31 protein-coding genes and 1 tRNA gene are annotated in these 24679 nt (G+C 58.0%); 16 read left to right on the plus strand and 16 right to left on the minus strand.

Translation table 11 applies throughout. The annotated features are described in order from the left end of the window. Positions 1-8 precede the first annotated feature (8 nt). A complete protein-coding gene (locus TRL7639_RS19165) occupies positions 9-392 on the minus strand; it encodes a hypothetical protein (RefSeq protein WP_085797483.1) in 384 nt (127 codons plus the stop codon). A 122-nt stretch (positions 393-514) separates the two neighbouring features. Here TRL7639_RS19165 and TRL7639_RS19170 point away from each other — a divergent pair, with 122 nt between their 5' ends. Both TRL7639_RS19170 and trxC read left to right on the plus strand, forming a co-directional pair. Continuing rightward, positions 515-898: an acyl-CoA thioesterase gene (locus TRL7639_RS19170; protein WP_085797484.1), complete on the plus strand. Its 384-nt coding sequence runs from the start codon at positions 515-517 to the stop codon at positions 896-898. A gap of 3 nt (positions 899-901) precedes the next feature. Next, entirely contained in the window at positions 902-1330 is a 429-nt protein-coding gene (gene trxC / locus TRL7639_RS19175) for a thioredoxin TrxC (protein ID WP_085797485.1), read from the plus strand. A gap of 4 nt (positions 1331-1334) precedes the next feature. Here trxC and TRL7639_RS19180 read toward each other — a convergent pair whose 3' ends face one another. The 4 genes from TRL7639_RS19180 to TRL7639_RS19195 form a co-directional block, all read right to left on the minus strand. After that, the gene (locus TRL7639_RS19180) at positions 1335-1553 is read right to left on the minus strand and encodes a hypothetical protein (RefSeq protein WP_085797486.1); all 219 of its coding nucleotides are present in this window, start codon (positions 1551-1553) and stop codon (positions 1335-1337) included. A 364-nt stretch (positions 1554-1917) separates the two neighbouring features. Beyond that, positions 1918-2745, minus strand: a complete 828-nt coding sequence (locus tag TRL7639_RS19185; protein WP_085797487.1) for a type II toxin-antitoxin system death-on-curing family toxin — start codon at positions 2743-2745, stop codon at positions 1918-1920. A 70-nt stretch (positions 2746-2815) separates the two neighbouring features. Next, positions 2816-4483: an energy-dependent translational throttle protein EttA gene (gene ettA / locus TRL7639_RS19190; RefSeq protein ID WP_085797488.1), complete on the minus strand. Its 1668-nt coding sequence runs from the start codon at positions 4481-4483 to the stop codon at positions 2816-2818. Between the two features lie 124 nt (positions 4484-4607). Continuing rightward, on the minus strand, positions 4608-5990 hold the full coding sequence (locus TRL7639_RS19195; protein ID WP_085797489.1) for a KAP family P-loop NTPase fold protein: 1383 nt from the start codon (positions 5988-5990) through the stop codon (positions 4608-4610). 96 nt (positions 5991-6086) lie between these two features. Here TRL7639_RS19195 and TRL7639_RS19200 point away from each other — a divergent pair, with 96 nt between their 5' ends. Together TRL7639_RS19200 and TRL7639_RS19205 are read left to right on the plus strand one after the other, a co-directional pair. Next, complete coding sequence (locus TRL7639_RS19200) at positions 6087-6554, plus strand: MOSC domain-containing protein (protein ID WP_110647190.1); 468 nt, start codon at positions 6087-6089, stop codon at positions 6552-6554. Positions 6555-6587: 33 nt separating this feature from the next. Next, positions 6588-7202: a nicotinate-nucleotide adenylyltransferase gene (locus TRL7639_RS19205; protein WP_085797490.1), complete on the plus strand. Its 615-nt coding sequence runs from the start codon at positions 6588-6590 to the stop codon at positions 7200-7202. Here the strand turns inward: TRL7639_RS19205 and TRL7639_RS19210 are convergent. After that, positions 7182-8009, minus strand: coding sequence for a DMT family transporter (locus tag TRL7639_RS19210; protein ID WP_085797491.1), 828 nt, complete (start codon positions 8007-8009; stop codon positions 7182-7184). The two genes, TRL7639_RS19205 and TRL7639_RS19210, sit on opposite strands and share 21 nt — an antisense overlap. 85 nt (positions 8010-8094) lie before the next feature. On the opposite strand from TRL7639_RS19210, the gene dacB reads away from it, so the two are divergent. Then, entirely contained in the window at positions 8095-9582 is a 1488-nt protein-coding gene (gene dacB / locus TRL7639_RS19215) for a D-alanyl-D-alanine carboxypeptidase/D-alanyl-D-alanine endopeptidase (RefSeq protein WP_085797492.1), read from the plus strand. 60 nt (positions 9583-9642) lie between these two features. Here dacB and TRL7639_RS19220 read toward each other — a convergent pair whose 3' ends face one another. Next, complete coding sequence (locus tag TRL7639_RS19220; protein WP_085797493.1) at positions 9643-10065, minus strand: tellurite resistance TerB family protein; 423 nt, start codon at positions 10063-10065, stop codon at positions 9643-9645. Positions 10066-10154: 89 nt separating this feature from the next. Then, positions 10155-10613 carry a cupin domain-containing protein gene (locus tag TRL7639_RS19225; protein WP_085797494.1) on the minus strand — a complete coding sequence of 153 codons (459 nt, stop codon included), beginning with the start codon at positions 10611-10613 and terminating at the stop codon, positions 10155-10157. A 96-nt stretch (positions 10614-10709) separates the two neighbouring features. Between TRL7639_RS19225 and TRL7639_RS19230 the strand changes: the two genes are divergently transcribed. The 4 genes from TRL7639_RS19230 (at position 10710) to TRL7639_RS19245 (ending at position 16144) form a co-directional block, all read left to right on the plus strand. Beyond that, positions 10710-11591 (plus strand): LysR family transcriptional regulator, encoded by an 882-nt coding sequence (locus tag TRL7639_RS19230; RefSeq protein ID WP_085797495.1) that lies wholly within the window; start codon positions 10710-10712, stop codon positions 11589-11591. Between the two features lie 95 nt (positions 11592-11686). Further along, positions 11687-13261 carry a lysine--tRNA ligase gene (locus TRL7639_RS19235; RefSeq protein ID WP_085797496.1) on the plus strand — a complete coding sequence of 525 codons (1575 nt, stop codon included), beginning with the start codon at positions 11687-11689 and terminating at the stop codon, positions 13259-13261. Between the two features lie 54 nt (positions 13262-13315). Further along, positions 13316-13717, plus strand: a complete 402-nt coding sequence (locus TRL7639_RS19240; RefSeq protein WP_085797497.1) for a DUF4864 domain-containing protein — start codon at positions 13316-13318, stop codon at positions 13715-13717. 141 nt (positions 13718-13858) lie between these two features. Further along, positions 13859-16144, plus strand: coding sequence for a glycosyl hydrolase family 28-related protein (locus tag TRL7639_RS19245; RefSeq protein ID WP_085797498.1), 2286 nt, complete (start codon positions 13859-13861; stop codon positions 16142-16144). Between the two features lie 49 nt (positions 16145-16193). On the opposite strand, the gene TRL7639_RS19250 is transcribed toward TRL7639_RS19245, so the two are convergent. Then, on the minus strand, positions 16194-16859 hold the full coding sequence (locus TRL7639_RS19250) for a hypothetical protein (RefSeq protein ID WP_085797499.1): 666 nt from the start codon (positions 16857-16859) through the stop codon (positions 16194-16196). Between the two features lie 133 nt (positions 16860-16992). On the opposite strand from TRL7639_RS19250, the gene parA reads away from it, so the two are divergent. The 3 genes from parA to TRL7639_RS19265 all read left to right on the plus strand — a co-directional run bounded on the left by parA (position 16993) and on the right by TRL7639_RS19265 (position 18463). Further along, positions 16993-17628, plus strand: a complete 636-nt coding sequence (gene parA, locus TRL7639_RS19255; RefSeq protein WP_085797628.1) for a ParA family partition ATPase — start codon at positions 16993-16995, stop codon at positions 17626-17628. Between the two features lie 30 nt (positions 17629-17658). Then, positions 17659-17979 (plus strand): antibiotic biosynthesis monooxygenase family protein, encoded by a 321-nt coding sequence (locus TRL7639_RS19260; RefSeq protein ID WP_085797500.1) that lies wholly within the window; start codon positions 17659-17661, stop codon positions 17977-17979. 76 nt (positions 17980-18055) lie between these two features. Continuing rightward, positions 18056-18463 (plus strand): universal stress protein, encoded by a 408-nt coding sequence (locus TRL7639_RS19265; protein ID WP_085797501.1) that lies wholly within the window; start codon positions 18056-18058, stop codon positions 18461-18463. Here TRL7639_RS19265 and TRL7639_RS19270 read toward each other — a convergent pair. After that, positions 18460-18726 carry a hypothetical protein gene (locus TRL7639_RS19270; protein WP_085797502.1) on the minus strand — a complete coding sequence of 89 codons (267 nt, stop codon included), beginning with the start codon at positions 18724-18726 and terminating at the stop codon, positions 18460-18462. The genes TRL7639_RS19265 and TRL7639_RS19270 overlap by 4 nt on opposite strands. A 21-nt stretch (positions 18727-18747) precedes the next feature. Beyond that, entirely contained in the window at positions 18748-19233 is a 486-nt protein-coding gene (locus tag TRL7639_RS19275; protein ID WP_085797503.1) for a HugZ family pyridoxamine 5'-phosphate oxidase, read from the minus strand. A 106-nt stretch (positions 19234-19339) separates the two neighbouring features. Between TRL7639_RS19275 and TRL7639_RS19280 the strand changes: the two genes are divergently transcribed. Together TRL7639_RS19280 and TRL7639_RS19285 are read left to right on the plus strand one after the other, a co-directional pair. After that, positions 19340-19633: a DUF5665 domain-containing protein gene (locus TRL7639_RS19280; protein WP_085797504.1), complete on the plus strand. Its 294-nt coding sequence runs from the start codon at positions 19340-19342 to the stop codon at positions 19631-19633. Positions 19634-19637: 4 nt separating this feature from the next. Further along, entirely contained in the window at positions 19638-19991 is a 354-nt protein-coding gene (locus TRL7639_RS19285; RefSeq protein WP_085797629.1) for an MmcQ/YjbR family DNA-binding protein, read from the plus strand. A gap of 1 nt (position 19992) precedes the next feature. Here TRL7639_RS19285 and TRL7639_RS19290 read toward each other — a convergent pair whose 3' ends face one another. The 4 genes from TRL7639_RS19290 to uvrB form a co-directional block, all read right to left on the minus strand. Then, on the minus strand, positions 19993-20421 hold the full coding sequence (locus TRL7639_RS19290; RefSeq protein ID WP_133057679.1) for a hypothetical protein: 429 nt from the start codon (positions 20419-20421) through the stop codon (positions 19993-19995). 89 nt (positions 20422-20510) lie between these two features. Next, on the minus strand, positions 20511-20681 hold the full coding sequence (locus TRL7639_RS19295; protein WP_306456285.1) for a hypothetical protein: 171 nt from the start codon (positions 20679-20681) through the stop codon (positions 20511-20513). 101 nt (positions 20682-20782) lie between these two features. Next, positions 20783-21274, minus strand: coding sequence for a hypothetical protein (locus TRL7639_RS19300; RefSeq protein ID WP_085797507.1), 492 nt, complete (start codon positions 21272-21274; stop codon positions 20783-20785). A 63-nt stretch (positions 21275-21337) separates the two neighbouring features. Continuing rightward, the gene (gene uvrB, locus TRL7639_RS19305) at positions 21338-23524 is read right to left on the minus strand and encodes an excinuclease ABC subunit UvrB (RefSeq protein ID WP_085797630.1); all 2187 of its coding nucleotides are present in this window, start codon (positions 23522-23524) and stop codon (positions 21338-21340) included. 209 nt (positions 23525-23733) lie between these two features. On the opposite strand from uvrB, the gene TRL7639_RS19310 reads away from it, so the two are divergent. Together TRL7639_RS19310 and TRL7639_RS19315 are read left to right on the plus strand one after the other, a co-directional pair. After that, complete coding sequence (locus TRL7639_RS19310) at positions 23734-24045, plus strand: ETC complex I subunit (RefSeq protein ID WP_085797508.1); 312 nt, start codon at positions 23734-23736, stop codon at positions 24043-24045. Positions 24046-24049: 4 nt separating this feature from the next. Continuing rightward, the gene (locus TRL7639_RS19315; protein ID WP_085797509.1) at positions 24050-24526 is read left to right on the plus strand and encodes a GNAT family N-acetyltransferase; all 477 of its coding nucleotides are present in this window, start codon (positions 24050-24052) and stop codon (positions 24524-24526) included. A gap of 68 nt (positions 24527-24594) precedes the next feature. Here the strand turns inward: TRL7639_RS19315 and TRL7639_RS19320 are convergent. Continuing rightward, positions 24595-24672, minus strand: a tRNA-Arg gene (locus tag TRL7639_RS19320). Positions 24673-24679: the final 7 nt, after the last annotated feature.

Raw genomic sequence — 24679 nt, forward strand, 5'->3', positions numbered from 1 at the left:
CGGTCAGGTCAACGGTTTTGCTGCCAATATCGTAAAAGTGATATCAGGGCTGCGGCAGCAAAAGCGCAGGTGGCGATCCAGCCAAAGTACCACATGTGCCCGGCGAAGGTGTCCTCGGCGTAGGAGGCGGCGAAGCGGTTCTTGCCAACCGTGGCAATGGTGTAACCAATCCCCGTCAGCGCCGGAAAGCTGATCAGCCTGATGACAGGAGAGGTGCTGATTGATGCACCGAGGGCATGGAGCACCAAGCCAGCGGGAACCCCGATCCAGATCACCTTGGTCGACCACCTGGGGTGCGCCCCCAATTGTTTGGGCAGGTCGAGCACGGTTGATAGGCCGGCAAAAACAAGCAACAGCACAAGGGGTGAGAGGATCTGTTGGGCGCGTGTCATGATCCCACATCTAAGCAGCGCGCGTCATGGACGAAACCCGCGTGACGGTTTCGTGATCTGCGTTGCAGTTGTGCGTCTTTCCCGGTCTACTGTACATGCCGCAGCGCCAAAAGGAACACGACATGACCGATGAGATCGAACCAAAGGGTGACTTGACCCTACGCACCCTTGCCATGCCCAAGGACGTGAATGTGAACGGGGACATCTTTGGCGGATGGGTGCTCAGCCAGATGGACATCGCGGCCGGGATCATGGCGGGTGACAAGGCGCATGGGCGGGTCGCGACCGTGGCCGTGGACGCGATGAAGTTCATCCGGCCTGTGCACGTGGGCGACGTGCTGTGCATTTATTGCCATCTGGCGCGGGTGGGGCGCACGTCGCTTGCGATCGAGATCGAGGCATGGGTGCTACGCGATCGCTATGGCGACCGAGAGAAAGTGACCGAGGCGGTGTTTACCTTCGTGGCCATCGACGAAAAGGGCCAACCGCGCCCGGTTGAGGGCTGATCTATGGGCGACAAGACATTGACCTGCCTGAGCTGCGGGCAATTGAACCGCGTGCCCGAGGCAAAGCTCCGGGCCGGGGCGAAATGTGGCAAATGTTCTAAGGCGCTGGTGCCTGCGGACGCGGTTGAGGTGTCTCCCGCGGTTCTGGAAAAGGCCAGCAAGAACGACGACCTGCCGCTGGTTGTGGATTTCTGGGCGCCGTGGTGTGGCCCGTGCAAGATGATGGCGCCGGAATATTCCAAGGCCGCCAAAAAGCTCAGCGGGCGGGCGCGGCTGGTCAAGGTGAACACGCAAAAGCACCAATCGACAGGCGGTCGCTATCGGATCAAGGGCATCCCGACGATGGTTGCGTTCGAGCGCGGCAAAGAGCGCAAACGGCAAGCGGGCGCGATGCGGGCCGGTCAGATCGAAGGGTGGGTCACGGGGCGCTAAAGGTTTACGCCGTTTCCAGCTCGGCCGTCAGAACGGCCGGAGGAGGCGGTGGGTCCGTGCGTCCACGCATCAAAAGCACGCCGATGGTGGCAAAGAGCGCGAGCGATCCGACCAGTGGATAAAGCGCCAGCGACAGCCACAGCGGCAGGGCAAAGACGGTATAGCCCAGGACAGCGGCCAACAGCCCGCCAAAGAACCCCGAGATCAAACCAACCCAAGCCAAACGCTCACCTCCTGCTGCGCATGTCGGCACATTCGTTCATCGAGTGTGCACGATTCACCGTATGGTACAATCATAGGTTATCTAGAATTGTGTTCAAACTGGGGCAAACCCGTAGGTTCGGCGCATTTTCGCTAAATTGGTTAAACCCATCAGCGAGGGGCCGCCCACCTAGGGTTGTGGGTCTTAGCAGGTGAGTTCGCGACATGCGCGAGGTGTCAGATGTTCTGATTGCTCGCGTCTTGCCCCAAAAGGTCGTGTCACAAAGTGGCACGACCCGCGCCTGACCTTCCCCCCGGGAAGGCGCTTTGCACTTCCCCAAGGTCAGGCGCGGGTCTTGTGTTGCATTCCAACGCAAGACTAGCAGCTATCGGTACGCGAGACGCCGTAAAGGTTCTTCATACTCACCTATGAGCTCGCTCAATGGGTCTGCACCTTTGAAAAACACTTGGGCATCAAAGCCGTTTTCTGCTGTCAATCCAGTACTTTTTCTTACCGTGGATATTGCGTTTCGAGAAACTTCCTTGCTCCATCCAGGGAACCCAATTTGAGCAACTCGGTCGTTGCCTTTGAATACGTTTATGAGGTTGTGCCGTGGGTCTCCGATAGAACAGTCGCGTTCCTTTAGCAGGCCTTGAAGCTCATTAAACGTTACAACGTAAGATATTCGCTTATCCTGTCTTCTAAACATGGTTTTGAAGCGAGGCGCAATCTCTTCAATCGTCATGTGTCGATTGTTTAGATGATGAAACTCGGCAATTTCTACTGTGAAGTCCTCGACCTCTATAATGTCCACTTTGGGCACATAGTTGTTCTCCATCATGAAGAAAACGGAACTCAAAAAGGCTGTTCTTTTGTTTGCATCATGAAAGGGGTGATCGTTTATTAAGCCGAAGATAAGTGAAGAGGCAATGTCCCAAAGATCATCGTAAACAAAGCTCCCGAAAGCGGAGGAGACTTGTCGAGATACGGCGGAAGATAGTAAGCCAAAGTCCTTCGGGCCAAATCCACCTAGCCCTTCGCCTTTCTTGTAAAAATGATTGCAGATTAAGTAGTGCGCATCCAGAACGTCTTCGCAGGTTAAGTGAGGTCGTTCTCCCGCGTAATCTATTTCGTCTATTTGCCTGTGAAAGTGCAGGTAGTTATCAAATATCTTTGTTTCAAGGTTGTTTCTATCAAGCACGCTGAAACTCATTCTGTTACCAATGCCAATTATCGGCGTTGGTAACAGAAATTTCTAGCAATAAAAACTGAATTAGGTTCCTTTACCGCACAAACTTCTTGTGCTTCAACCGCTTCGGCTCCAGGGCGTCCGGCCCCAGACGGCGTTTCTTGTCTTCTTCGTAGTCCTCGAAGTTGCCCTCGAACCACTCCACATGCGCGTCGCCTTCGAACGCCAGAATGTGGGTACAGATCCGGTCGAGGAAGAAACGGTCGTGCGAGATGACCACGGCGCAACCGGCGAAATCAACGAGCGCGTCTTCCAGCGCGCGCAGGGTTTCGACGTCAAGATCGTTGGTCGGTTCGTCAAGGAGCAGCACGTTGCCGCCCTCTTTCAGAAGACGCGCCATGTGGACGCGGTTGCGTTCACCGCCCGACAGCAGGTTCAGCGGTTTCTGCTGGTCGCCGCCCTTGAAGTTGAAGGACGAGCAATAGGCGCGGGAGTTCACCTGTGCATCCCCAAGCTCGATGATTTCAGCCCCGCCCGAGATCGATTCCCACACGGTGTCCTTGTCGTTCAGGTCATCACGCGACTGGTCCACATACGACAGCTTGACCGTGTCGCCGTAGGTCACTGTGCCCTCGTCGGGCTGTTCCTGACCGGTCAGCATGCGGAACAGGGTCGATTTACCCGCACCGTTGGGGCCGATGACGCCGACAATGCCGCCGGGGGGCAGGGCAAAGGACAGGCCTTCGACCAGTTGTTTGTCGCCATAGTGTTTGGCGATGTTGTCGACCTCGATCACCTTGCCGCCCAGACGGGGGCCGTTGGGGATGACGATCTGCGCGCGGGTGAGTTTCTCGCGTTCGGACTGCTGGGCCAGATCGTTATAGGCGTTGATCCGGGCCTTGGACTTCGCCTGCCGCGCCTTGGCGCCCTGACGCATCCATTCCAGCTCGCGTTCCAGCGTTTTCTGCTTGGATTTGTCTTCGCGGGCTTCCTGCTCCAGACGCTTGGCTTTCTGTTCCAGCCAGGCGGAATAGTTGCCCTCGTAAGGGATGCCGCGGCCACGGTCGAGTTCCAGGATCCAGCCGGTGATGTCGTCCAGGAAGTAACGGTCGTGGGTGACGATCAGGATTGTGCCTTTGTAATCAATGAGGTGCTGCTGCAACCAGGCGATGGTCTCGGCGTCCAGGTGGTTGGTCGGTTCGTCCAGCAGCAGCATGTCGGGCGCTTCAAGCAGCAGCTTGCAGAGCGCCACGCGGCGCTTCTCACCACCCGAGAGGTTCTTGATGTCGGCATCGTCGGGGGGGCAGCGCAGCGCCTCCATCGAGACATCAATTTGGGCGTCCAGATCCCACAGGTTTTCGCTGTCGATGGCGTCCTGAAGGGTGGTCATCTCCTCCATCAACTCATCGGTGTAGTTCTCGGCCATCTCAATCGCGATGGCGTTGAAACGGTCGACTTTGGCCTTCTTTTCGGCGACGCCGAGCATGACGTTTTCGCGCACGCTGAGGTTCTCGTCGAGCTGGGGTTCCTGCGGCAGGTAGCCCACTTTGGCCCCCTCAGCGGACCAGGCTTCGCCGGTGTAGTCCTTGTCGAGGCCGGCCATGATCTTCATCAGGGTCGATTTACCCGCGCCGTTGACGCCGACGACACCGATTTTCACGCCGGGCAGGAACGACAGGTGAATGTTTTCAAAGCATTTCTTGCCACCGGGATAGGTCTTAGAGACCCCCTGCATGTGGTAGACGTATTGATAGGCAGCCATGGTGCGTCCTTTGGGGTGGGGAATTCAGGTTGGGCGGTGGTGTAGCTGAACGTTGGGGGCGGGGCAATCGTGGATAAAGCTCTCCTGATCTGTCTTACGCCCCAAAACTTGGAGAGTAGGTTCGTCAAAACTGCAATGGATCAAACGCTTCGAGATGATCGTCAGAAAGCTTGCGTAGAAAGTTTCGAGAGTTTAGTGGCGGGAAGTTGTCGAACAGGGCAAAACCTCTTTGCTCCTGCTCTTGGGTGAGTAAATTTCGATCCACGACAAAAGTCTCAATTATTTCAAAGGTTTCGAGGAAGCGATCATCAAGCCTTTGAAATTCAAAGTGTTTGAGCCAGCGGGCTGATGTTGCAGCATAGCGTAGTTTTTTGTAATCATTTGGTCTAAGGGCTTTCAAGACGGTGAGAGCTGAGAGAACTATCGCATAGCCCGAGTTGAAGGCACTGGAGAGACTGGGCGAAGTAGCAATGGCGGTTAGCGTTCTTTCTACGTCGCGCAATGTAACTGTCCGCTCCAATTTTACACATTCCAAGTGCTCTTTCAGACGTTCCAGCAAGATTTCGGAACCTTCTGGAAACTCCATCTTCTCACAGCAGTAATCGTAGTATCGTTGCCAGTTTTGTTGCAACTGCGTGCGATCAGACTGGCCTTCTATGTCCATCGAAAGCGTGATGAATTTTTGCAAGTAGGTTTCGGCGTCAATACTAGCGCCATAACGTGCCCTAACGCTGTTTTGTAATTCACTTAAGTTAACTCCCAGCACAAAGTGAATTCCTTCCACATTGAATACGTGTTTGATGACTTCCAGGAGGGCTAGCGCATAGTCAGGACGACAGCGATCAAGTTCATCTACGACGATAATGAGCTTTCGGAACCGCTCGCCTGCTTTGCTTTCTTCCTCCTTGACCGTCCTGGTATGTGTAAGCTCGATCAAGCCCTCTCGAAAAGCCGACATCGCTTGGCGTTTATCATCTTCTCTCTTCCAAAATTCATCTGCGGTACTTGAAACTTCCCCCCCGATTGTGGCTGCAGCTGCATCACCAATTTCGTCCGCGTTTTGAACAACCCCCGCAGTTGCTACTGCGACGCCGACTCGAAACAAGCTGCGCCCAACTTTAGGAGCAGACTCGCGGATCTTGGAGATTATTTTGGTAGGTGTTGGAGTGGTAGTGCGCTTGCTGCTTTCAATAATTTCGGCAGTCAACGCAATTAGAGGGTCGTCTAGAAAATCGTTTTTGAATGCGTCGAAGTAAACTGTTTGAGTATCGCGCCCATGCTTAGACTTTATGTGTTCGCCAACCCAGCATTTGAGAAAGTGCGTTTTCCCACTGCCCCATGCGCCGTCTACAGCGATCACCAGTGGTTCGCTAATGCTCTCAACAATGCCGGAAAGCCGCTCCCCGGTCTTTTTGCGACCCAGTTGGTCGTGTTTATTCTCACTTGGGCCATCGTTAAATCCTTCTTCATAGAGTTTGATCTTAGGCTCGGGCATCGTCCGGCGCATGGGTAACCTCCAAATCACAAATCAATCAGGGGTAGTGTTAGCGGCTGGCTCACAAATGGCTAGGGGTGTAGTGACGTCAGATCGGGAGGTGGGTTCATGTCGTTGAAAGAACTGATTGCCGGATGGGCGCAGCCTGGGCGTATCACCTGGATTGGGGTGCGGCCTGGGCGGCGGGAGGGGATGGACGCCCTCTCGGAGGTTTGGATTGGTGAGGACGGCTTGCAAGGCGATCGTGGGCGTGCGGGTAAGCGGGCGGTGAGCTTGGTGCAGCGGGAGCATTTGGCGGCGATTGGGTCGTTTCTGGGACGGGAGGCGGTGCCGCCAGAGGTGTTGCGGCGCAATCTGGTGGTCGAAGGGGTTAACCTGTCCGCGCTCAAGGGGCGGCGGGTGCAGGTGGGGGATGCGGTGTTGGAGTTTACTACGATCTGTGCGCCGTGCAGCCGGATGGAGGAGGCGTTCGGGCCCGGAGGCTATTCGGCGGTGCGGGGGCATGGGGGATGGTGTGCGCAAGTCATCCAGCCGGGGCAGGTTCGGTTGGGCGATGCGGTTCAGCCTGTTGATTGACAACACACATCTCACGGGCCAAGCACGGGGGCGATGAGACATCTTTTGCCATATGCGCGGGCCGGGCAGGTCATTGGTCTGCTGGGGGGCTCGTTTGATCCGCCGCACACGGGGCATGTGCATGTCACGCGCGAGGCGATCAAGGCCTTTGGGCTGGATCGTGTCTGGTGGCTGGTGAGCCCGGGCAATCCCCTGAAGGCGCGGGGGCCTGCTCCGTTGGAACAGCGGATGACCGCAGCGCGGGCATTGATGGGTGACCCGCGGGTTGAGATCACGGATATCGAGGCGCATTTGGGCACACGGGTGACCGCGGACACCTTGGCCGCGATGCGTCTGTTGTATCCGGGGGTGCGCTTTGTCTGGCTTATGGGGGCCGATAACCTGGCGCAGTTGCATCGTTGGGGCAAATGGCGCGAGATCATGGAGACGGTGCCGGTGGGTGTTGTGGCGCGGCCGGGGGACCGGATCTCGGCCCGGATGGCGCCGGCGGTGCGGGCTTATGCCAGCGCGCGGTTGGATGGTCAGGCGCGGCGGCTGTTGGGGCGGGCGCAGGCCCCGGCGTGGTGTTTCGTGAATGTGCCGATGGTGGACATCAGTTCGACCGATATTCGTGCGCGCGGGGATTGGTCAGCGACGCAAGGCGGCTGACGCCAGACCCGAGAGCAGGACCAACGCCAGCCCGGCCCATGTGAGGGCGTCGGGGAAGTCGTTGAATACAGCCCAGCCCAGACCGGTTGCTGCGATCAGTTGGAAATAGACCAGTGGGGCCAGTTTGGTTGACGGCGCGCGGGCATAGGCCACCAGTAAAAGCAGGTTGCCCAGCATCGAGCCAAGCGCGCTGAGCGTGGTGAACCCGGCGACAGCGGGTGTGAGTGTCGGCAGGTGCATCAGCCCAAGTGGTATTAGAACCAAGCCCGAGACAAAGAGCTGTGTGAAGCTGAGGGCCAGTGGCGAGCCCAGATGCGACAGCCAGCGCGAGGCGGTCAGGAAGCTGCCATAGAAACACCCTGCGAGCAGGGCCCAGGCCAGACCGGTTGTGCCGCCAAAGCCAGGGCGCACGACCAGCAGGACCCCGGCAAAGCCCGTCAGCATCAGCAGGGAGCGGATCGTCGTGGTCGGCTCTCGCAGCAGCAAGGCCGAGAGCACGTAGCTGAGGATGGGGCCGATGAAGAAAGCGGCGAAGACGTCGGCCAGTGGTTCGGTTCTCAGCGCGGTCTGGATCGAGAAGATGCCGCCCGCCAGCAAAAGCGCGCGAAACCAGATGCGGGGGTCTTTGAGCAACCCAAAGGCAGAGCGGGGGGTGAACGGCAGGATCATCAGGACGCCAAGCGCAAATCGCGACCAGGCGACAAAGGCCGGTGAAACGCCATGTGACCCGGTCAACAGCTTGCCGGCCATGTCCCCGGCGGGGATCAGTGACATGGCGACAAACATGATCAGAACGGCCCTTAGCATGTGTCGCGGGTATCATGGGGCACAGACCAAGAAAACCTTGAAACTGCCGCTTGTTTGACACGAAGGTCTGCGATTTTATGAGGTCATGAGTGGATTGATTACGAGACGTTTTCTGTTGGGGGCTTTGGGGGCAATTTCGGTCCCCGGAACGGGTTTTGCCAACGCGCCGGTGACATCATTGCGTCCGCAGATGCGGGGGCTTGGTGGGGCGCCGCAGGGTGGGCCGGAAACGGTCATCAAAGCTTCGGGCCTTTCGGGCGACGTGGCCTTTGCCGTGGCGGATGCAAAGACGGGATTGCAGCTGGAGGCCGTAGGCTCTGCTTCGGGTTTACCCCCGGCCAGCGTCGCCAAGGCACTGACCGCGCTTTATGCATTGGATGTGCTGGGGGCTGGGCATGTGTTTCGTACTGAGCTTGTCGCGACTGGCCCCGTCAAAAACGGGGTGTTGCGGGGGGATCTGGTGCTTGTGGGCGGTGGAGATCCGACGCTTGACACCAATTCGCTGGCCAAGATGGCAGGGAACCTCAAGGCGGCAGGGGTCCGCGAGGTGCGTGGAGCGTTCAAAGTCTATGACGGTGCGCTGCCGTATGTGCGCAGCATTGACCCGGCACAGCCTGATCATCTTGGGTACAGCCCGTCAGTGGCGGGCATTGCGTTGAATTTCAATCGGGTTCATTTCGAATGGAAGCGGGGCGGCAAGGGGTACACCGTTGCGATGGACGCCCGGAGCAACAAGTACAAGCCGCAAGTGGCAATGGCGCAGATGCAGGTCAAGAACCGGCGGCTGCCGGTCTATACCTATGAAGAGACGCAGCGGGTGGACAAGTGGACAGTGGCCAGCCAGGCGCTGGGCAAGGGCGGGTCGCGGTGGTTGCCAGTACGCAAGCCTGCACTTTATGCGGGCGATGTATTTCAGACCCTGGCGCGGGCCAACGGCATTGTCTTGAAGAACCCCAAGATCGCCAAGGCCCGACCTGGGGGCACCGTATTGACGGTTCACCAGAGCGCGCCGCTGCAGAGCATCCTCAAGGGCATGCTCAAGTATTCGACCAACCTGACGGCGGAAATGGTGGGGATGTTCGCGACTGCTGCACGCAGCGGCACGCCCAATTCGCTGAAATCCTCGGCGCAGGAGATGAGCCGTTGGGCCGCGGCCAAATATGGCATGAAGGGTACAAGTCTTGTGGATCACTCAGGCCTGGGCGATGCGTCCCGGATGACACCGCAGGATCTGCTTGGGGCGTTGGTGCAGGTGCACAAGCAGGGCATCCTGCGTCCGCTGCTTAAGCCGTTTGCCATGCGCGACAGCAAGGGGCGGGTGTTGAAATCACATCCGATCAAAGTGGACGCCAAGACAGGGACGTTGAATTTCGTCTCGGGCCTGGGTGGGTTCATGACGGCCGCCGACGGGACCGAGCTGGCGTTTGCGATCTTTACGGCAGACACCGCCAAGCGGTCGCGGATCAAGCGGGCGGATCGCGAAGTGCCGGAAGGTGCACGGGCGTGGAACCGGCGGTCAAAGCGGTTGCAGCAAAAGCTGATTGAACGCTGGGGCGCGCTTTATGGAAGTTGAGGCCCAGAAACGGAAAACCCGGTCGTGGCCGGGTTTCGCGTTCTTGGAATCGGCAGATATTCAGACCACGTGACGGGCACGGGCGCCGCGTTCTATGGCGGCCGCGTGCAGGCGGTCGACGTTCAGCTCGTACCGGATTTCTTCCAGCAGGCGCAGTTCGGTTTCGGCCAGGTTGCCGTCTGCGGCCGCCACGTCGCAGGCCAGGGCATAGGCGGTTTCATAAAGACGCTCAGGCAGGTTTTCGCGGGTCAGGCCAAAGAGCGCATCCAGGCCGTCCTCTTGCTCGAACAGATCGAACACCACGGATGAAACCCGGTTGATGCGATCGATGTCATAATTGGCAAAGACCGGGAGCATGTTGACGGCGGACTGGATCTTGACCAGCTCGGCGGTGCGGATGTTTTCATCTGACGCCGACACCGCAACCATGATCGCAACAAGGCAATCCTGCGGGGTCATCGGGTGGGGCGCTTGCTCGGTCATCGTGGTATCCTGCTCAAAATGCTACCCGCGCAAGATACGGAGCCATCGGGGCGGGGACAACACCCGCCCGCGATTTTTCATCTGCGGTCTTAACCCGCAGCGGTGAAGCGATATTCGATGTCTTCGAAGTTCGGAGTTGCAAAGCCGTACGAAAATTTGAGCCCGTGTTCTCCGGCCTGGGTTCCGTGTTCGGCGCCGCCGGGGACATAGATCGCGATGCCAGGGGCGATACGATGCGGGATGCCGTCGATAGTGACGATGCCATCCCCTTCGAGGCCAAAGTAGAACTCGGGTGGGTCGTGGCGGTGCGGCAGCAGGCGACCGTGGGGTTCGAACTCGGCAAGGCCCAGTACCATGTCGCGGGGAGCGTCAGGCGTGCCGTTGATCAGGGTGCGCCAACGCACTTCGCCATAGGTTGGATCGGTGCCGCCGGACAGCGGGACCTGGGCTGCGTCGATGGCCAAGGGCGCATGCGGTAGATTGCTGGCCTGGTTGAGCATTTCGGCATCACCGAGATCGGTGGCGAGCGTTTCGAGTTTTTCGGTCATCTGCAGTCTCCTTCCTGTTGAGGGCAGTTAGGAGGGGTTGCGGTGTTTCGGCAATAGGATAAAGCTGAATCCAATTATACGCTGGAGTTATGATAGATGGAGCGACTTCCGGGGTTTTCAGGGCTGACGGCTTTTTACGCGGCGGCCCGTCATGGCACGCTGACGGCGGCGGCGCAGGAGCTGAATGTATCGCAACCGGCGATCTCGCGCCGGATTGCGGCGTTAGAGGCGGATTTGGGCGTCGCTTTGTTTGATCGGGGCCGCAAACCTGTACGAATGACCCAAGCAGGCAGGGACTTGCTGCGGGCGTTGCATGGTGGGTTTGGTCAGATCGAAAGTGCTGTTGCGCAGATCCGGCAGGCCGCAAAGGGCCGCGTTGTAACGGTGACGGCCCCGTCGGGTTTTGTGGCGTTCTGGTTGATCCCGCGGCTGGGGGAACTGGAAGACGCCTTTCCCGACGTTACGATTCGCATCATGAGCCAAGAGTATGGTGAGGCTGTGCGGCCCGGTGATGTTCTGATCCGGTTTGGCCTGCCGGAAGAGGGCGACGAAATGCGCCTGCTGGGGGACGCTGTGTTCCCGGTCGCCAGCCCGCTGTACCTGGATAAGCGAGGCATGAGCGGGGCGGATCACGATCTGTCAAAGATGACCTTGCTGACGATGGAGACCGCACGCAGCCAGTGGCATGATTGGCCCAGTTGGTTCCGTGCTGCGGGTCTGGACATGCCGAAAGGCGCGCGGGTTTTGGATTTCACCTCATATGCGATGCTTGTGAATGCGGTGCTGGCCGGGCAGGGGGTGGGCCTGTGTTGGGACGGGGTACTCGACAGCTTTCTGGACACCGGCGCGATCACTCGGTTGCGCCTGCATCACGCGATTTCGGCACGTGGATACTTCTTGTCAGCGCGGGATGGGTTGGCGGCAGAGCGCGCGGTGCAGGATATTCTGCACTGGATCGCGGAAAAAGGGCAGAAATAGTGCCAGTTTCTTGACTCATGCCGCAGTTGCACAATAGGAGAGGCCGGGTTGGTTGCATGGGGCAACCGGCACCGATTTTCCCTATGGAGACTGATATGTCTGATCTGCGTGAAACCGCTCTTGCGTCCAAGGCCTGGCCCTTTGAAGAAGCGCGCCGGGTGCTCAAACGCTATCAGAAGAAGGATCCGGAAAAGGGGTATGTGCTGTTCCAGACCGGCTATGGCCCCTCGGGCCTGCCGCATATCGGCACCTTTGGTGAGGTCGCGCGCACGTCGATGGTGCGCCATGCGTTTGAGCAGATTTCGGACATTCCCACCAAGCTGATCTGTTTTTCGGACGATATGGATGGGTTCCGCAAGGTTCCGACCAATGTGCCGATGCAGGACGAGCTGAAAGAAGATCTGCACCTGCCGTTGACCAAAGTGCGCGATCCGTTTGGCACGCATGAAGGCTTTGCGCAGCACAACAACGCGCGGCTGTGCGACTTTCTTGACAGCTTTGGCTTTGAGTATGAATTCGCATCGGCGACCGATTATTACCTGTCCGGCAAGTTTGACGAGATGCTGCTGACCGCGCTGGCGCGGTTCGACAAGATCCAGGAGATCATGTTGCCCACGCTGGGGCCGGAGCGGCGCGAGACCTATTCCTGCTTCCTGCCCGTTTCGCCGAAAACCGGCCACGTGCTGCAGGTGCCGACACTGGAGCGCAATGTCGAGAAGGGCACGATTGTCTATCAGGAACCCGATGGCGAGAAGGTTGAGATCCCGGTCACTGGTGGCAATGTCAAAATGCAGTGGAAGCCCGACTGGGCCATGCGCTGGGCCGCGCTGGGTGTGGATTATGAGATGTCGGGCAAGGACCTGATCGACTCGGTCACGCAGTCGACCAAGATCTGTCGTGCGCTGGGCAAGCAGCCGCCGGAGAGCTTGAGCTATGAGCTGTTCAACGACGAGCAGGGGCAGAAGATTTCCAAATCAAAAGGCAACGGCCTGTCGATGGAGGAGTGGCTGACCTATGCGGCGCCGGAGTCGCTGTCGTATTTCATGTATCAGAAGCCCAAGACCGCCAAGCGGCTGTTCTTTGATGTCATCCCCAAGGCAGTGGATGAGTATCACCAGCAGCTGCGGGCCTATCCTGGTCAGGAGCTGAAGGCTCAGTTGAACAACCCGGTGTGGCACATTCATGGTGGTGATGTTCCGGCTTCGACCCTGGTTGTTCCATTTGCGATGTTGTTGAACCTGGCGTCTGTGTCTGGGGCCGAAGACAAGGAAACGCTCTGGGGCTTTATCGGGCGGTATGCACCCGATGCGAGTGCTGAGAGCCATCCTGATCTGGATCAGGCTGCCGGATTTGCAGTGCGCTATTTCAACGACTTCGTCAAACCCACACGGCAGTTCCGTGCGCCGACGGATCAGGAACGTGAAGCTCTGGAAGCGCTGCGGGCTGAGTTGGTTGCTTATGACGGTCCGGTCGAAGATGAAGCGCTGCAATCCATCGTCTATTCGGTGGGACGCGAGCGGTTCGACCCGATGCGGGCCTGGTTCACCGCGCTTTATGAGGTTCTGCTGGGTGCCAGCCAGGGGCCACGTTTTGGTGGATTCATCGCGCTTTATGGCGTGGATGAGACTGTGGCCCTGATCAACAAGGGGCTGGCGGGCGAGTTGGCCTGATTTGACGATCCGGCGCGTGGGGCTAATTCTGCGGGACAGCCCGGAGGATGTCCCATGCGCCAATTCGTTACTGCTATTGCCCTGACACTGGCTTTGGTCAGCCCCTTGCCCGCGCAAGAGGCCCAGATCGAAAACCAGATCCGGTCGCAGATACAGGCGTTCAAAGCGGATGACTTTGTCACGGCATTCGGCTTTGCCAGCCCCACTATCCAGAACCTGTTTCGCACGCCCGAGAACTTTGGCGTGATGGTGCGGCGTGGTTATCCGATGGTGTGGCGTCCAAGCGAGGTTCGCTTTCTCGAATTGCGGGAAATCGCAGGCTATCAATGGCAAAAGGTCATGATCACCGACAGTGACGGGTCGGTCCACATTCTGGATTACCAAATGGTAAACCAAGAAGGTGTCTGGAAAATCAACGGCGTACAGATTTTGGACGCCGGAGGTGAGACCGCGTGAGCAACGCCACCGTGACGGTGCTATGAGGCGGCTTTAATCCCTTTCCCTTACCCAATTGCTCGCGTCCGAGTTTTCCGCTTGGGCCACGGGTTTCATGCGCCATCGCAGGTGGTCTGCGGCGCGATTGGGAAAGGGATTTGGATGAACAAGGCAATCACCGAGGGTATTCAGTTCATGCCGCCTGCGTTCAAGGATGGTCTGAATGTCTGGTCGAGCGGCGACGGCACGCCGGGTTCGGACACATATGACGGGGCGGCCAACGCAGCCTTTGTTCCGGCGGACGCTGATTTCGGCGGATGTCTGGAATTGCAGAAAACCAGCTCGACCCAGAAGCTGCGCTATATGGGGCAAACGCCGCTGCAGCCGGGATGCTATCTGCAGATCAAGGCCCGCGTCAAAGCGATCAGTGGCAATCTTCCTTCGGTGCGCATCGCCGGTTGGGCAGGCGCGGCGGGCAATACGCATATCACGGGTGTGACGGAACGCGCTGATGCTGTCACGCTGACGACCTACGGCGAAGTGGTTGAGGTCACCGGGATCGTGGGATCCGGTTCTCGTGATGGTGTCGACATGCCGTGGGGGCGGACTGCGCTTTATGGTCACTTTGGTCTGGATATCGAAGGGGCCAACGGGGGTCTTATTCGCGTCGATGACATCGAGATTACCGACATCACCAACGTCTTCTTGCGGGACATGATCGGCATCGTCGATGTGCGCGACTTTGGCGCGGTCGGCAACGGATCGACCGATGACTCGGCCGCATTCGAGGCGGCTGACGCAGCCGCCAACGGTCGAACCGTGTTTGTACCCGAAGGCACATACCATCTGGCGCAGAGTGTGACGTTCGATTCCGAAGTGACGTTCGAAGGCACGGTGACCATGCCCACGGACCGGATGTTGATTCTGACCAAGAACTTTGACCTGCCGAATTACATTGACGCGTTTGGAAACGAAGAGCTGGCCTTCAAGAAGGCATTCCAAGCCTTGCTGAACAATGTCGACCACGAGAGCCTGGATCTTGGCGGGCGCAAGGTGGCCGTGACTGGCCCTATCGACATGCAAGCAGCAGTGCCCAACAAAACCAGTTATGCAACCCGGCGTGTGATCCGAAACGGTCAGTTGGAAGCGCAAAGTAGCGCGGCTTGGGATACGCAGGTTTACACTTCGCAGGCGACTTATGATCCGTCGAATGCCACGCGACTGACAAATGTTGCCAATGTCGCGAACATTCCTGTGGGTTCCCTGGTTCGGGGCAACGGTGTTGGCCGCGAGGTTTATGTGCGTTCCAAAGATGTCGGGGCGGGAGAAATCACCCTGACTGCGGGGCTTTATGATGCGGCGGGCACGCAGAACTTTGCGTTTCACGAGTTCAAGTACATGTTGGATTTCCGCGGCTTTAGCCAGCTGTCCAAATTCGCGATGACCGACATCGAGTTCCAGTGCAACAGCCGTTGCAGCGGTATTCGTCTGGCGCCATCCGGTATTGGTTTCAATCTGCGGGATTGCTTTGTCAGCCGTCCAAAAGACCGTGGCGTGACATCCAGCGGGTGGGGGTGTCAGGGGATGCTGATCGACCGGTGTCAGTTCTTGTCGGCTGAAGAGAACAAGAACGTTGCGGATCGTGTGTCCATTGCGGTGAATGCAAACGCCAACGATGTGAAGCTGCGCGACAACCGTGTGACCAAGTTCTTGCACTTCGCGGTTTTGTCTGGCGCGAACTCTTTGGTTCTGGGGAACCATTTCTTCCAAGGGGATTCGGTGTCCGGTGGGATCAGGTCCGCTGGTCTGGTCATCGTCGGCACCTATACCAGCTCGGCCGTGGCGGGGAACTATATCGACAACTGCTTTATCGAGTGGACCAACGAGCACGATTCGACGCCGGATTTCGTGACAGGGTTTTCCTACAGCGCGTTGAGCATTACCGACAATATCTTCTTGTGTGGCGATGTTGCGTCCTGGTTCAGCTATATTGTCGTGCGCCCCTATGGCACTGGACACTTCTTGAATGGTGTTTCGGTGACAGGAAACAAGTTCCGGTCCATCAATGGGTCAATCGACCGAGCTGAAAGGGTGGATACCAGTTTTTCGAACTTGAATTTCAGCCGCAGCACGAATGTGCATTTTGAAGGCAATACCTATCACGGTATTTCCAAGAAAAGTGCGAACCCCTTGCGCATCCGGCACGATCAGAACTCGGCATCGCAAACTTGGGTTATCGATCCAGATGGAGAGTTGCCTTTTGGTGGGCGTGCGCGAGGTGTGGACAGCGTGGTGCCGTTCAACGCGTTGGTGAATGGCTCGGGCAGTACACGTTATGCGACCCCCTATGTCCAATTGGAACGTGGGAGCAACGGCGATCAAGTGCATCTGGTGTTTGAGGAGGCCGTTCAGGGGACTGCGGCAGTGCAGGTGCGCATCGACAAGTAAGTTTCAGACAAGGGGCCGTTTTGGCGGCCCCTCTTTTCCTTTGGTGCAATCAAAACTCTCGCCACAATGCGATTTTCAGGCCGACCCCCTTGGGATAGGCAGATCTGCGCTCCAGCCCGATTTGCCATCGCGTGTTGTTTTTGCCTGTGATCAAAACGGATGGTGTGACGGACCAGTGAAATTCAGAGTCGCCAAAGTAGGCCGTTTCGATCTGCAGCATGGGGTTGATCCGGCGATCCGAGGATAGTCCAACTGTGGCGTCGAGCTTGTAAAACGGATCGTTTGTGCGCAGGCGGTGTTCAAATGCAAAGTCGACGGCGAGCCACCCGTAGCCCCATTTGGTATTCAGGCTGCGCCCATATGACAGTCCGACTTTGTACATCGGGTGCCATTGGTTTTGAAAATGATGGCCGCCGCCACCGAATTCAAAGGCAAAGCGCCCACTTTTTCCAAGATCAGCAACAGGAACCCGGGCAAAGATCAGAGCGTGTCCTGTCAGGCCAGGGCGTTCGTTCAGATCGACACCGACCGTCAGATTGGGGGTCAGACCCCATTCCCCGTAAACGGCAGACTTGAAATCAAAGCTGTCCGAGGGATTGTAAATCGTTCCAGTGAGCGACAGGAAGCCGGCGTCCTTGTCGCGCAGCCAAGCACCTGCGCTGGCTGGCTGAGCCGCGCATAAACTGAGCAGAAGAATTGCCAGGATGCGACCCATCACGTGCCCTCCGGTTATAGTTTCGTAAACCTTAGTTAACGAGGAGTTACCAGACGGTCGCATTGTGAAATTTTTGCATTGCGGCATTGCTGCATTGGGGTATGCTGCGATGCAGCGAAATCAGGAGCGCCCCTTGGGACATGTCATAACCATAGCGCAGCAAAAAGGTGGCTCCGGCAAGACCACGATGGCCGTCAACCTGGCCGTTGCCTTTGCCAAGGCAGGGAAGTCCGTGGCTCTGATGGACACCGATCCACAAGGCAGCGCAGGGCGCTGGTTCATGACCCGGCTTGAGGCCACGGATAATGACCCCGGTCTGGAATTTTCCACCGCCTCGGCCTGGGGGGTGACCTATGAGGTGCGCAAGTTGGCTGAGGCGCATGACATCGTCCTGATCGACACGCCACCCAAGGCCGACAGCGATTTGCGGCCAGCGATGCGGGCCTCGGACCTGGTGCTGATCCCGGTGGCGACCTCGCATTTGGATTTGTGGGCAGTGGAAATGGTCCTGTATCTGGCTGATCGCGAAAGCAAACCGGCGATGATGGTGATGACACGGGCCCGTGCCGGCACGCGTCTGGATGCCGAAGTGACCGAAAAGGCGCGCGAGCTTGAGGCGGATGTGGCCCAATCCCAATTGGCCAATCGGGTCGTTTATGCCGAAACCTTGGGGCAGGGGCGCACGGTTTCAGAATCCTCCAATCGCACGGCCAAGGCAGAAGTCACTGGATTGATGCAAGAAATCGAGGGCGTCCTGAAGAACCTGTGATAGGCTGGTGGAGACTCAAGGAGGATCCGCATGCCAAACATTTCGAAAGCCGCCCAGGTCCAAACCGTCATCACCACTTTTGAAATGACGCCTGGCACCTGTCAGGATCTGCTCGAAGCGCTGACAGACGCCTATGCCGACTTCATCTCAAAGCAGCCAGGGTTTGTTGCTGCCGGCCTGCACGTGAACGACGCCCAGACCCGGATTGCAAATTATTCACAGTGGGAGCGGCGCGAGGATTTTTTGGCCATGTTGCGGACTCCGGAAATGCGCGACCGCAACCGCAAGATCAATGAGCTTTGCAAAAGCTTTGAGCCGGTCATGTATGATGTAGCCGAGACATTTGGCTGAGACATGATCTGAATCAACGTAGACGGCACGGAGAACAGGCAGGATCAGAGCGTCTTTAGAAAAAGGAGCGCGATCCATGTATCATAATATCCTTGTACCGATTTCCTTTGACACCGAGCGGGACATCTCGGGCCCGCTCAAACTGGCCGAGTTGCTGGCGACCCCCGAGGCGCAGATCACCCTGCTGCATGTGGTCGAGCATATTCCGGCCTATGCAATCTCTTACATGCCGACCGATTATCTGGTCGAGACCCGCGTGGCCATCGAACGCGAGTTGCAGGCGCTGGCTGATCCGTTGCCCAATGCCAAGGCGGTCGTGATCGAAGGGCACAAGGGGCGGTCGATCCTGGATTGGGCCGAAGAGAACAAGCCGGACCTCATCATTGTGGCGTCGCATCGGCCCGGCATGCAGGATCTGCTGCTGGGGTCTACTGCGACCCAAATCGTGCGCAATGCGCGCTGCGCGATCCATGTGGTGCGTTAGATCGCGTTGATCCAGATCAGCACAAGGAAGGGGAGGGCGGCGAGAAACAGACCAACGCCCTGCCATTTCTCGCTGCGGGCCAATAACACGGCCGGGATGATCACGATGGCCAGGGCCAGAAAGCCGACCATCAAAAAGCCATAGGCCATGCCTTGGCCGGCGGCATCTGAAGGTGTCATGGCGATATTCACCCAGGCCAAGCACAGAAAAATGAACTGCCCGCCTGCGATCATGTAAATGGCAAAACGCATAGGCTGAAGCATAGCACAGTTTTGTGGTTTACCCTAGGTGAGGTCTGAGGGTTTCAGCAGGAATGCTTTGCCAAAGCCCCCATTCAACAGCCCGTCTGCGATCTGAAATCGGACAAACCGAAAGTCTGCGAAATCGACATAAAGCTTGGCCTTTGGGCGCAAGCTCAGATACCGCGCGCGCAGTGCCGCGTGCTCGGGGCTGCTACGGTCTAGAAAGCGGGCGGTGCAGTGCAGCGTCAACCGGGGGTGGGTTAGCGGGTCGCCTTTTTCACCAGGCTCTCCGAGCAACAATGCGCAGGCCGGGTTGGCCTCGAGAGCCGCGGTGTGTGTCGACAGCTGCGAGATCAGAGAGACAAGCACCCCCTGTGTATCCGTTGTACAGGCGATGCGCGTGACCGAAGGGGCCGTGCGGCCGGGCTGGATCACGGCCAGGGAAGCAAAGGTGGCGGTGTCCATCAAGTCGCGCGCGATGGCGCGGGCCGGGTCGTCGGCTGGTTGGAACGGGTCTGTTCGGGGCATGGGGGATCCTGATGATGCTATATTCTGATTGTTTTTATCGGGATTTAGGCGATCTCCGCAACTGCTCACCTATGGACAGTTCACACAGATTCCGTAGTGTGCGCGCATGACACAGAGTACTGATGACGAGTTGCGCGCACTGCGCGAAGAGATTGCCAAGTTCAATGGGCATCGATTTGTACGGGTCCAGAACTCGATCTGGCTGATGTTGTGGCAGGCCCTGCTGCGTGGCATGGCCGTAGGTTTGGGCACGGTGATCGGTGCCTCGATCCTTGTCTCAGTGGTGGTCTATATGCTCAGCCAGATCGACTTTTTGCCGATCATTGGCGATTGGGCCAAGGAGATCTCGCAAGAGATCCAGAATTCCACCGGCGTTGATGCCGATGGCGCGACGGACTGACGCCATGACCCGGAACGAGTTCAACGCATATTGTGCAGACCTCAAAGCCACGACCCATGTGGTGCAATGGGGCAATTCGGACGTGTGGAAGGTGGGTGGCAAGGTCTTTGCGCTGTGCGGTTGGAACGACGGCGCGGATGCGTTCACCTTCAAGGCGACGGACATTGCCTATGAGGTTCTGCAGGATGCGCCCGGCATCCGTCCGGCGCCCTATCTGGCGTCCCGGGGTATGAAATGGCTGCAGGTCTATGAAGAGCGCGGGATGAGCGATGCCTCTTTGAGGGAGCATATCGTGACGTCTTATGATCTGGTGGTGGCGAAGCTGACCAAGAAGCTGCGGGCGGAACTGGGGCTCTAGCTCAGGACAGCGCAGCCCCTGCGCAGTTGCGGAACTTGCGCACCTCGGGGGCAGCACCCTTGAGCGGGAAGTACACGGTTTGTGTCTGGGTAAAGGCCATGGCGGTGTCGTTGAATTCTAACCCGTCCAGTACATTGCCAAACCCGGTGTCGGCCGCGGTGAGGTCAAAGCGATCCTTGGACAGGGCATGCCGGGCGGTTGCAATCTCGATCGGATCGGATCCGTCGAAACGCATCGCAAACCACGGTGAGGTCGCCCAAGTGTGCGCCTTCAAGGTAACCGTCAGCGTGTAGAGCGGTTTGCTCGGGTCATGGGTGAGAAAGATCTGCGCCTCTTCGGTGTCGTGTGACAGGGTGCAGACGTCGCCTTGGGTCGCGTGCCATCCAAGGGCGGGAGTACCGAAGCACAGAAAGGTCAGTAGAAATCGCATGCTGAAAGTGTAGACCGCACAGCGCGCTGGGCAAGCGGGGGAGGCGCGCCGCACCCGAAATCTTTGAAAGATTTCGGACCGCATTCTTTTTAAGAATGCGCCACCGCAGGACGGGTGAGCCAGCGTATGGGCGCGCGGTTACAAAAGATCACGATCTGGCCACCGTTCTCGACCACCTGATACCCGCGTCTTTCGATTTCCGCCATGAAATGCCCCATCCCCGCAAACCGCTCGATATCCCTCGCCTTGCGACGGATCACACCGCCCTGCAGTCTTGATCGGATTTTGAAAGTATCCCATTTCGGAAATGCAACTGAAATAGATTTTGCTACTCACCTTCGACCTATTCCAAGTCAGCAGTTTATTCTCCAGATTCTCCATCCAGAAGTAGTTCGAAGTCTTCTAGCTGCTTGGTTATCGAGGAATCGTCAGCTCGCCAAATTGTCCCATCTTCAAATCTAACAATCGCAACGTAAGCCAACCCATGCCCATGTCGGCGAAACAGAAAGGCTGATCCGGGGCGTTGCTCCCAGCCGGGATCGTCACTCGCGTCAACCACAACCCGGTCCATTGCATAGCCAACGAATGGTCGCCCCATATCCCGATTAAATGCATCAAAAATGTAAAACCCCAAACCATACGCTTCGATCGGTTGGTTGGATGTATTTTTTACATTCGCTCTGTGGATGACTGTACCGTCTCCGACGCGGTCTGGAGATTTATAGCGGTTTGTGTAGTTTGTAATTTCTAATGGTGCATCCTCCTGTAGGAGAATAGTGGCCTTTTCTGCATGAGCAGTTGGCGCGAGTATGCTGAGGCAGCAAAGTAAAGCGTATTTTCCAAGCATCTTCATGAAGTATTTTCCAATAATGTAGGCGGGGGGAATATCTCATGAGTCTTGAGTTTATACAACTTATTATCTTTTCCGCCGCTTCACATTCCCACCCCGCTGCCCCGGCCTCCCTGCCGTGGACCGACCCCGCGCTTTAACCGCGTCCTCGGACGCCTTTTCAACCGCCCATTGGCGGGCCATGGGGTCGTCGGCGACGGCCAGATCGACCGCTTCCAGGCGTTTGATCTCGTCGCGCAGATTGGCGGCCTCTTCGAATTCCAGGTTCTCGGCGGCCTTGCGCATCTGTTCTCGCAGCCCGTCCAGATGCGCCTCGAGGTTCGCGCCGTGCATCGGCTTTTCGATGGTGGCGGTGACGCGGTTCATGTCGACGTCGCCTTGGTAGAGGCCCGCCAGCACATCTTCGACGTTCTTTTTCACCGTTGCGGGCGTGATCCCGTGTTCCTCGTTATAAGCGATCTGTTTGGCGCGGCGGCGGTTGGTTTCACCCAACGCGCGTTCCATTGAGCCGGTGATCTTGTCGGCGTACATGATCACGCGCCCCTCGGCGTTCCGTGCGGCGCGGCCGATGGTTTGCACCAGTGAGGTTTCCGAGCGCAAGAACCCCTCTTTGTCGGCATCCAGAATGGCGACCAGCCCGCATTCGGGGATATCCAGACCCTCGCGCAGCAGGTTGATGCCGATCAGCACGTCGAACGCCCCAAGGCGCAGATCGCGCAGGATTTCGATCCGTTCCAGCGTGTCGATGTCGGAATGCATGTAGCGGACCTTGATGCCCTGCTCGTGCATGTATTCGGTCAGGTCCTCGGCCATGCGTTTGGTCAGCGTCGTCACCAGCGTGCGGAAGCCATCGGCGGCGACCTTGCGCACCTCATCCAGCAGATCGTCGACCTGCATCTCTACAGGGCGAATTTCAACTTCGGGATCCAAGAGGCCCGTGGGGCGGATGACCTGTTCGGTGAAGACGCCGCCGGTCTGTTCGATCTCCCACTTCGCGGGGGTGGCCGAGACAAAAACCGATTGGGGCCGCATGGCGTCCCATTCCTCAAACTTCAGGGGGCGGTTGTCCATGCAAGACGGCAAGCGGAACCCGTGTTCGGCCAGCGTGAATTTGCGGCGATAGTCGCCCCGGTACATGCCGCCGATCTGAGGCACGCTCACGTGGCTTTCGTCGGCAAAGACAATGGCGTTGTCGGGGATGAATTCGAACAGGGTGGGGGGCGGCTCGCCCGGAGCGCGGCCCGTCAGATAACGCGAATAGTTCTCGATCCCGTTGCAGACGCCGGTGGCCTCAAGCATTTCCAGGTCAAAATTTGTCCGCTGTTCCAGCCGCTGTGCTTCGAGCAGCTTGCCCTCGCCCACCAGTTGATCCAGCCGCATGCGCAGCTCTTTCTTGATGCCGATGATGGCCTGCTGCATCGTAGGTTTTGGCGTTACGTAGTGCGAGTTTGCGTAGACCCGTACCTGCTCCATCGTGTCCTTGCGTTCACCGGTCAGCGGGTCGAACTCGGTGATCTGTTCCAGTTCCTCACCGAAGAATGAGAATTTCCATGCGCGGTCTTCGAGGTGGGCGGGCCAGATCTCGAGGCTGTCACCTCGCACCCGGAACGAGCCGCGCTGAAACGCTTGATCGTTGCGGCGGTATTGCTGCGCCACCAGATCGGCCATCACCTGCCGCTGGTCGTATTCGTTGCCGACCTTCAGGTCCTGGGTCATCGCGCCATAAGTTTCGACCGAGCCGATGCCATAGATGCACGAGACCGAGGCCACGATGATCACATCGTCCCGCTCTAACAGAGCCCGCGTGGCCGAGTGGCGCATGCGGTCGATCTGTTCGTTGATCTGGCTTTCTTTCTCGATATAGGTGTCCGATCGGGCGACATAGGCCTCGGGCTGGTAGTAGTCGTAGTAGGACACAAAGTATTCGACGGCGTTGTCGGGGAAGAAGCCTTTGAACTCGCCATAAAGCTGGGCTGCCAACGTCTTGTTCGGCGCCAGGATGATCGCCGGGCGCTGTGTCTGTTCGATGACCTTGGCCATGGTAAAGGTTTTGCCTGTGCCGGTGGCCCCCAACAGGACCTGGTCCCGCTCGCCGTCGAATACACCTCCGGACAGCTCGGCAATGGCGGTGGGCTGGTCACCTGCCGGAGAGAAATCTGTGTGCATGACAAATTCTTTGCCGCCCTCAAGCTTGAGGCGTGCGCGCACGTCCTCGCTCACCATTTGTGTGTTGTCGGAATGGGCATAGGGCATCGGGCGGCGTCCTTTGTGGCGCTTCATATTTTGATCTGTTCGGGGTTTGGTTCAAGGCCGATCTGGCAAGCCGATGACAATTTCTGTCATCAAGGGCGTCGTGGACCCGATCTGCGCCCGCAGGCAGGACAAAGCGGCGCAATTTACCGATTGGGTTCTTGTCGATCCGCCGATTCTTTGCCAAAACACCTAAAGACAGGAGACAGCCCATGCGTGCCCGTATTTTCAAGCCAGCTCGAAACGCCATGACCTCTGGTATGGCCAAAACCCGCAAGTGGGTTCTGGAATACGGTCAGGCCTCGTCGCGCGAGGTGGATCCGCTGATGGGGTGGACCTCCAGCTCGGACACGCAGACCCAGGTGCGCCTGCGGTTCGACAGCAAGGAAGAGGCGGTGGAATACGCCCAATCCCACGGCATCGACGCCCAGGTGATCGAGCCGAAGACGCGCAAGCCCAACCTGCGGGCGGGCGGCTATGGCGAGAACTTTGCCACCAACCGACGCGGTCCCTGGACCCACTGATCCCATGATCGATATTCGCCTTGCTGACCCGGGCGCCGAAGACGTGCGTCCCCTGATCGAGGCGCATCTGGCCCACAGCCAGGATGCCGGGCCGGATGAGAGCAACCACACCATGGGCGCTGATGCGCTGCGTACGCCTGACATCCGGTTCTGGGTGCTTTACGAGGGCGAGACCCCCTTGGGCTGCGGCGCGTTGAAGGCGTTGGATGATGGCACGGCCGAGGTCAAATCCGTACATGTTTCAAGCGCGGCCCGTGGTCGTGGGTTGGCCCGAGATCTGATGGCACATCTTGAACAGGATGCGCGTCAAAGTGGGGCAACCGCGCTGGTGTTGGAAACCGGGGCCGAGCACCTTGATGAGTACCGAGCGGCTCGCAAGCTCTATGAGGCGTTGGGATACAACTATTGTGGCCCGATTTTTGGATACGAAGACGACCCCAACAGCGCCTTTATGCGGCTGGATCTCAAACCGACGGGCTAAGAGATTTGCGAACCACCCACTGTGGCGAACGCAGACTCAACCCTTGCCAAGGCTCTTTTGAGAAGAAGTGGCGAGCCGTGGAGGACTCGAACCCCCGACCTGAGAATTAGAAGTTCCCTGCTCTAATCCAGCTGAGCTAACGGCCCGCACTTG

The organism is Falsiruegeria litorea R37, from assembly GCF_900172225.1.
Taxonomy (GTDB): domain Bacteria; phylum Pseudomonadota; class Alphaproteobacteria; order Rhodobacterales; family Rhodobacteraceae; genus Falsiruegeria; species Falsiruegeria litorea.

What these genes read in the sequence shown, in the direction of transcription:
- TRL7639_RS19260 (WP_085797500.1), top strand. Translation starts at nt 17,659, where the DNA reads ATGCCAAACATTTCGAAAGCCGCCCAGGTCCAAACCGTCATCACCACT.
- TRL7639_RS19170 (WP_085797484.1), top strand. Translation starts at nt 515, where the DNA reads ATGACCGATGAGATCGAACCAAAGGGTGACTTGACCCTACGCACCCTT.
- TRL7639_RS19250 (WP_085797499.1), bottom strand. Translation starts at nt 16,859, where the DNA reads ATGGGTCGCATCCTGGCAATTCTTCTGCTCAGTTTATGCGCGGCTCAG.
- TRL7639_RS19285 (WP_085797629.1), top strand. Translation starts at nt 19,638, where the DNA reads ATGACCCGGAACGAGTTCAACGCATATTGTGCAGACCTCAAAGCCACG.
- TRL7639_RS19205 (WP_085797490.1), top strand. Translation starts at nt 6,588, where the DNA reads ATGAGACATCTTTTGCCATATGCGCGGGCCGGGCAGGTCATTGGTCTG.
- TRL7639_RS19245 (WP_085797498.1), top strand. Translation starts at nt 13,859, where the DNA reads ATGAACAAGGCAATCACCGAGGGTATTCAGTTCATGCCGCCTGCGTTC.
- TRL7639_RS19165 (WP_085797483.1), bottom strand. Translation starts at nt 392, where the DNA reads ATGACACGCGCCCAACAGATCCTCTCACCCCTTGTGCTGTTGCTTGTT.
- TRL7639_RS19235 (WP_085797496.1), top strand. Translation starts at nt 11,687, where the DNA reads ATGTCTGATCTGCGTGAAACCGCTCTTGCGTCCAAGGCCTGGCCCTTT.
- TRL7639_RS19315 (WP_085797509.1), top strand. Translation starts at nt 24,050, where the DNA reads ATGATCGATATTCGCCTTGCTGACCCGGGCGCCGAAGACGTGCGTCCC.
- trxC (WP_085797485.1), top strand. Translation starts at nt 902, where the DNA reads ATGGGCGACAAGACATTGACCTGCCTGAGCTGCGGGCAATTGAACCGC.
- TRL7639_RS19195 (WP_085797489.1), bottom strand. Translation starts at nt 5,990, where the DNA reads ATGCGCCGGACGATGCCCGAGCCTAAGATCAAACTCTATGAAGAAGGA.
- TRL7639_RS19275 (WP_085797503.1), bottom strand. Translation starts at nt 19,233, where the DNA reads ATGCCCCGAACAGACCCGTTCCAACCAGCCGACGACCCGGCCCGCGCC.
- TRL7639_RS19310 (WP_085797508.1), top strand. Translation starts at nt 23,734, where the DNA reads ATGCGTGCCCGTATTTTCAAGCCAGCTCGAAACGCCATGACCTCTGGT.
- TRL7639_RS19220 (WP_085797493.1), bottom strand. Translation starts at nt 10,065, where the DNA reads ATGACCGAGCAAGCGCCCCACCCGATGACCCCGCAGGATTGCCTTGTT.
- TRL7639_RS19200 (WP_110647190.1), top strand. Translation starts at nt 6,087, where the DNA reads ATGTCGTTGAAAGAACTGATTGCCGGATGGGCGCAGCCTGGGCGTATC.
- ettA (WP_085797488.1), bottom strand. Translation starts at nt 4,483, where the DNA reads ATGGCTGCCTATCAATACGTCTACCACATGCAGGGGGTCTCTAAGACC.
- TRL7639_RS19210 (WP_085797491.1), bottom strand. Translation starts at nt 8,009, where the DNA reads ATGCTAAGGGCCGTTCTGATCATGTTTGTCGCCATGTCACTGATCCCC.
- TRL7639_RS19270 (WP_085797502.1), bottom strand. Translation starts at nt 18,726, where the DNA reads ATGCTTCAGCCTATGCGTTTTGCCATTTACATGATCGCAGGCGGGCAG.
- TRL7639_RS19280 (WP_085797504.1), top strand. Translation starts at nt 19,340, where the DNA reads ATGACACAGAGTACTGATGACGAGTTGCGCGCACTGCGCGAAGAGATT.
- TRL7639_RS19230 (WP_085797495.1), top strand. Translation starts at nt 10,710, where the DNA reads ATGGAGCGACTTCCGGGGTTTTCAGGGCTGACGGCTTTTTACGCGGCG.
- TRL7639_RS19240 (WP_085797497.1), top strand. Translation starts at nt 13,316, where the DNA reads ATGCGCCAATTCGTTACTGCTATTGCCCTGACACTGGCTTTGGTCAGC.
- dacB (WP_085797492.1), top strand. Translation starts at nt 8,095, where the DNA reads ATGAGTGGATTGATTACGAGACGTTTTCTGTTGGGGGCTTTGGGGGCA.
- uvrB (WP_085797630.1), bottom strand. Translation starts at nt 23,524, where the DNA reads ATGCCCTATGCCCATTCCGACAACACACAAATGGTGAGCGAGGACGTG.
- TRL7639_RS19225 (WP_085797494.1), bottom strand. Translation starts at nt 10,613, where the DNA reads ATGACCGAAAAACTCGAAACGCTCGCCACCGATCTCGGTGATGCCGAA.
- TRL7639_RS19265 (WP_085797501.1), top strand. Translation starts at nt 18,056, where the DNA reads ATGTATCATAATATCCTTGTACCGATTTCCTTTGACACCGAGCGGGAC.
- TRL7639_RS19290 (WP_133057679.1), bottom strand. Translation starts at nt 20,421, where the DNA reads ATGCGATTTCTACTGACCTTTCTGTGCTTCGGTACTCCCGCCCTTGGA.
- TRL7639_RS19185 (WP_085797487.1), bottom strand. Translation starts at nt 2,745, where the DNA reads ATGAGTTTCAGCGTGCTTGATAGAAACAACCTTGAAACAAAGATATTT.
- TRL7639_RS19300 (WP_085797507.1), bottom strand. Translation starts at nt 21,274, where the DNA reads ATGAAGATGCTTGGAAAATACGCTTTACTTTGCTGCCTCAGCATACTC.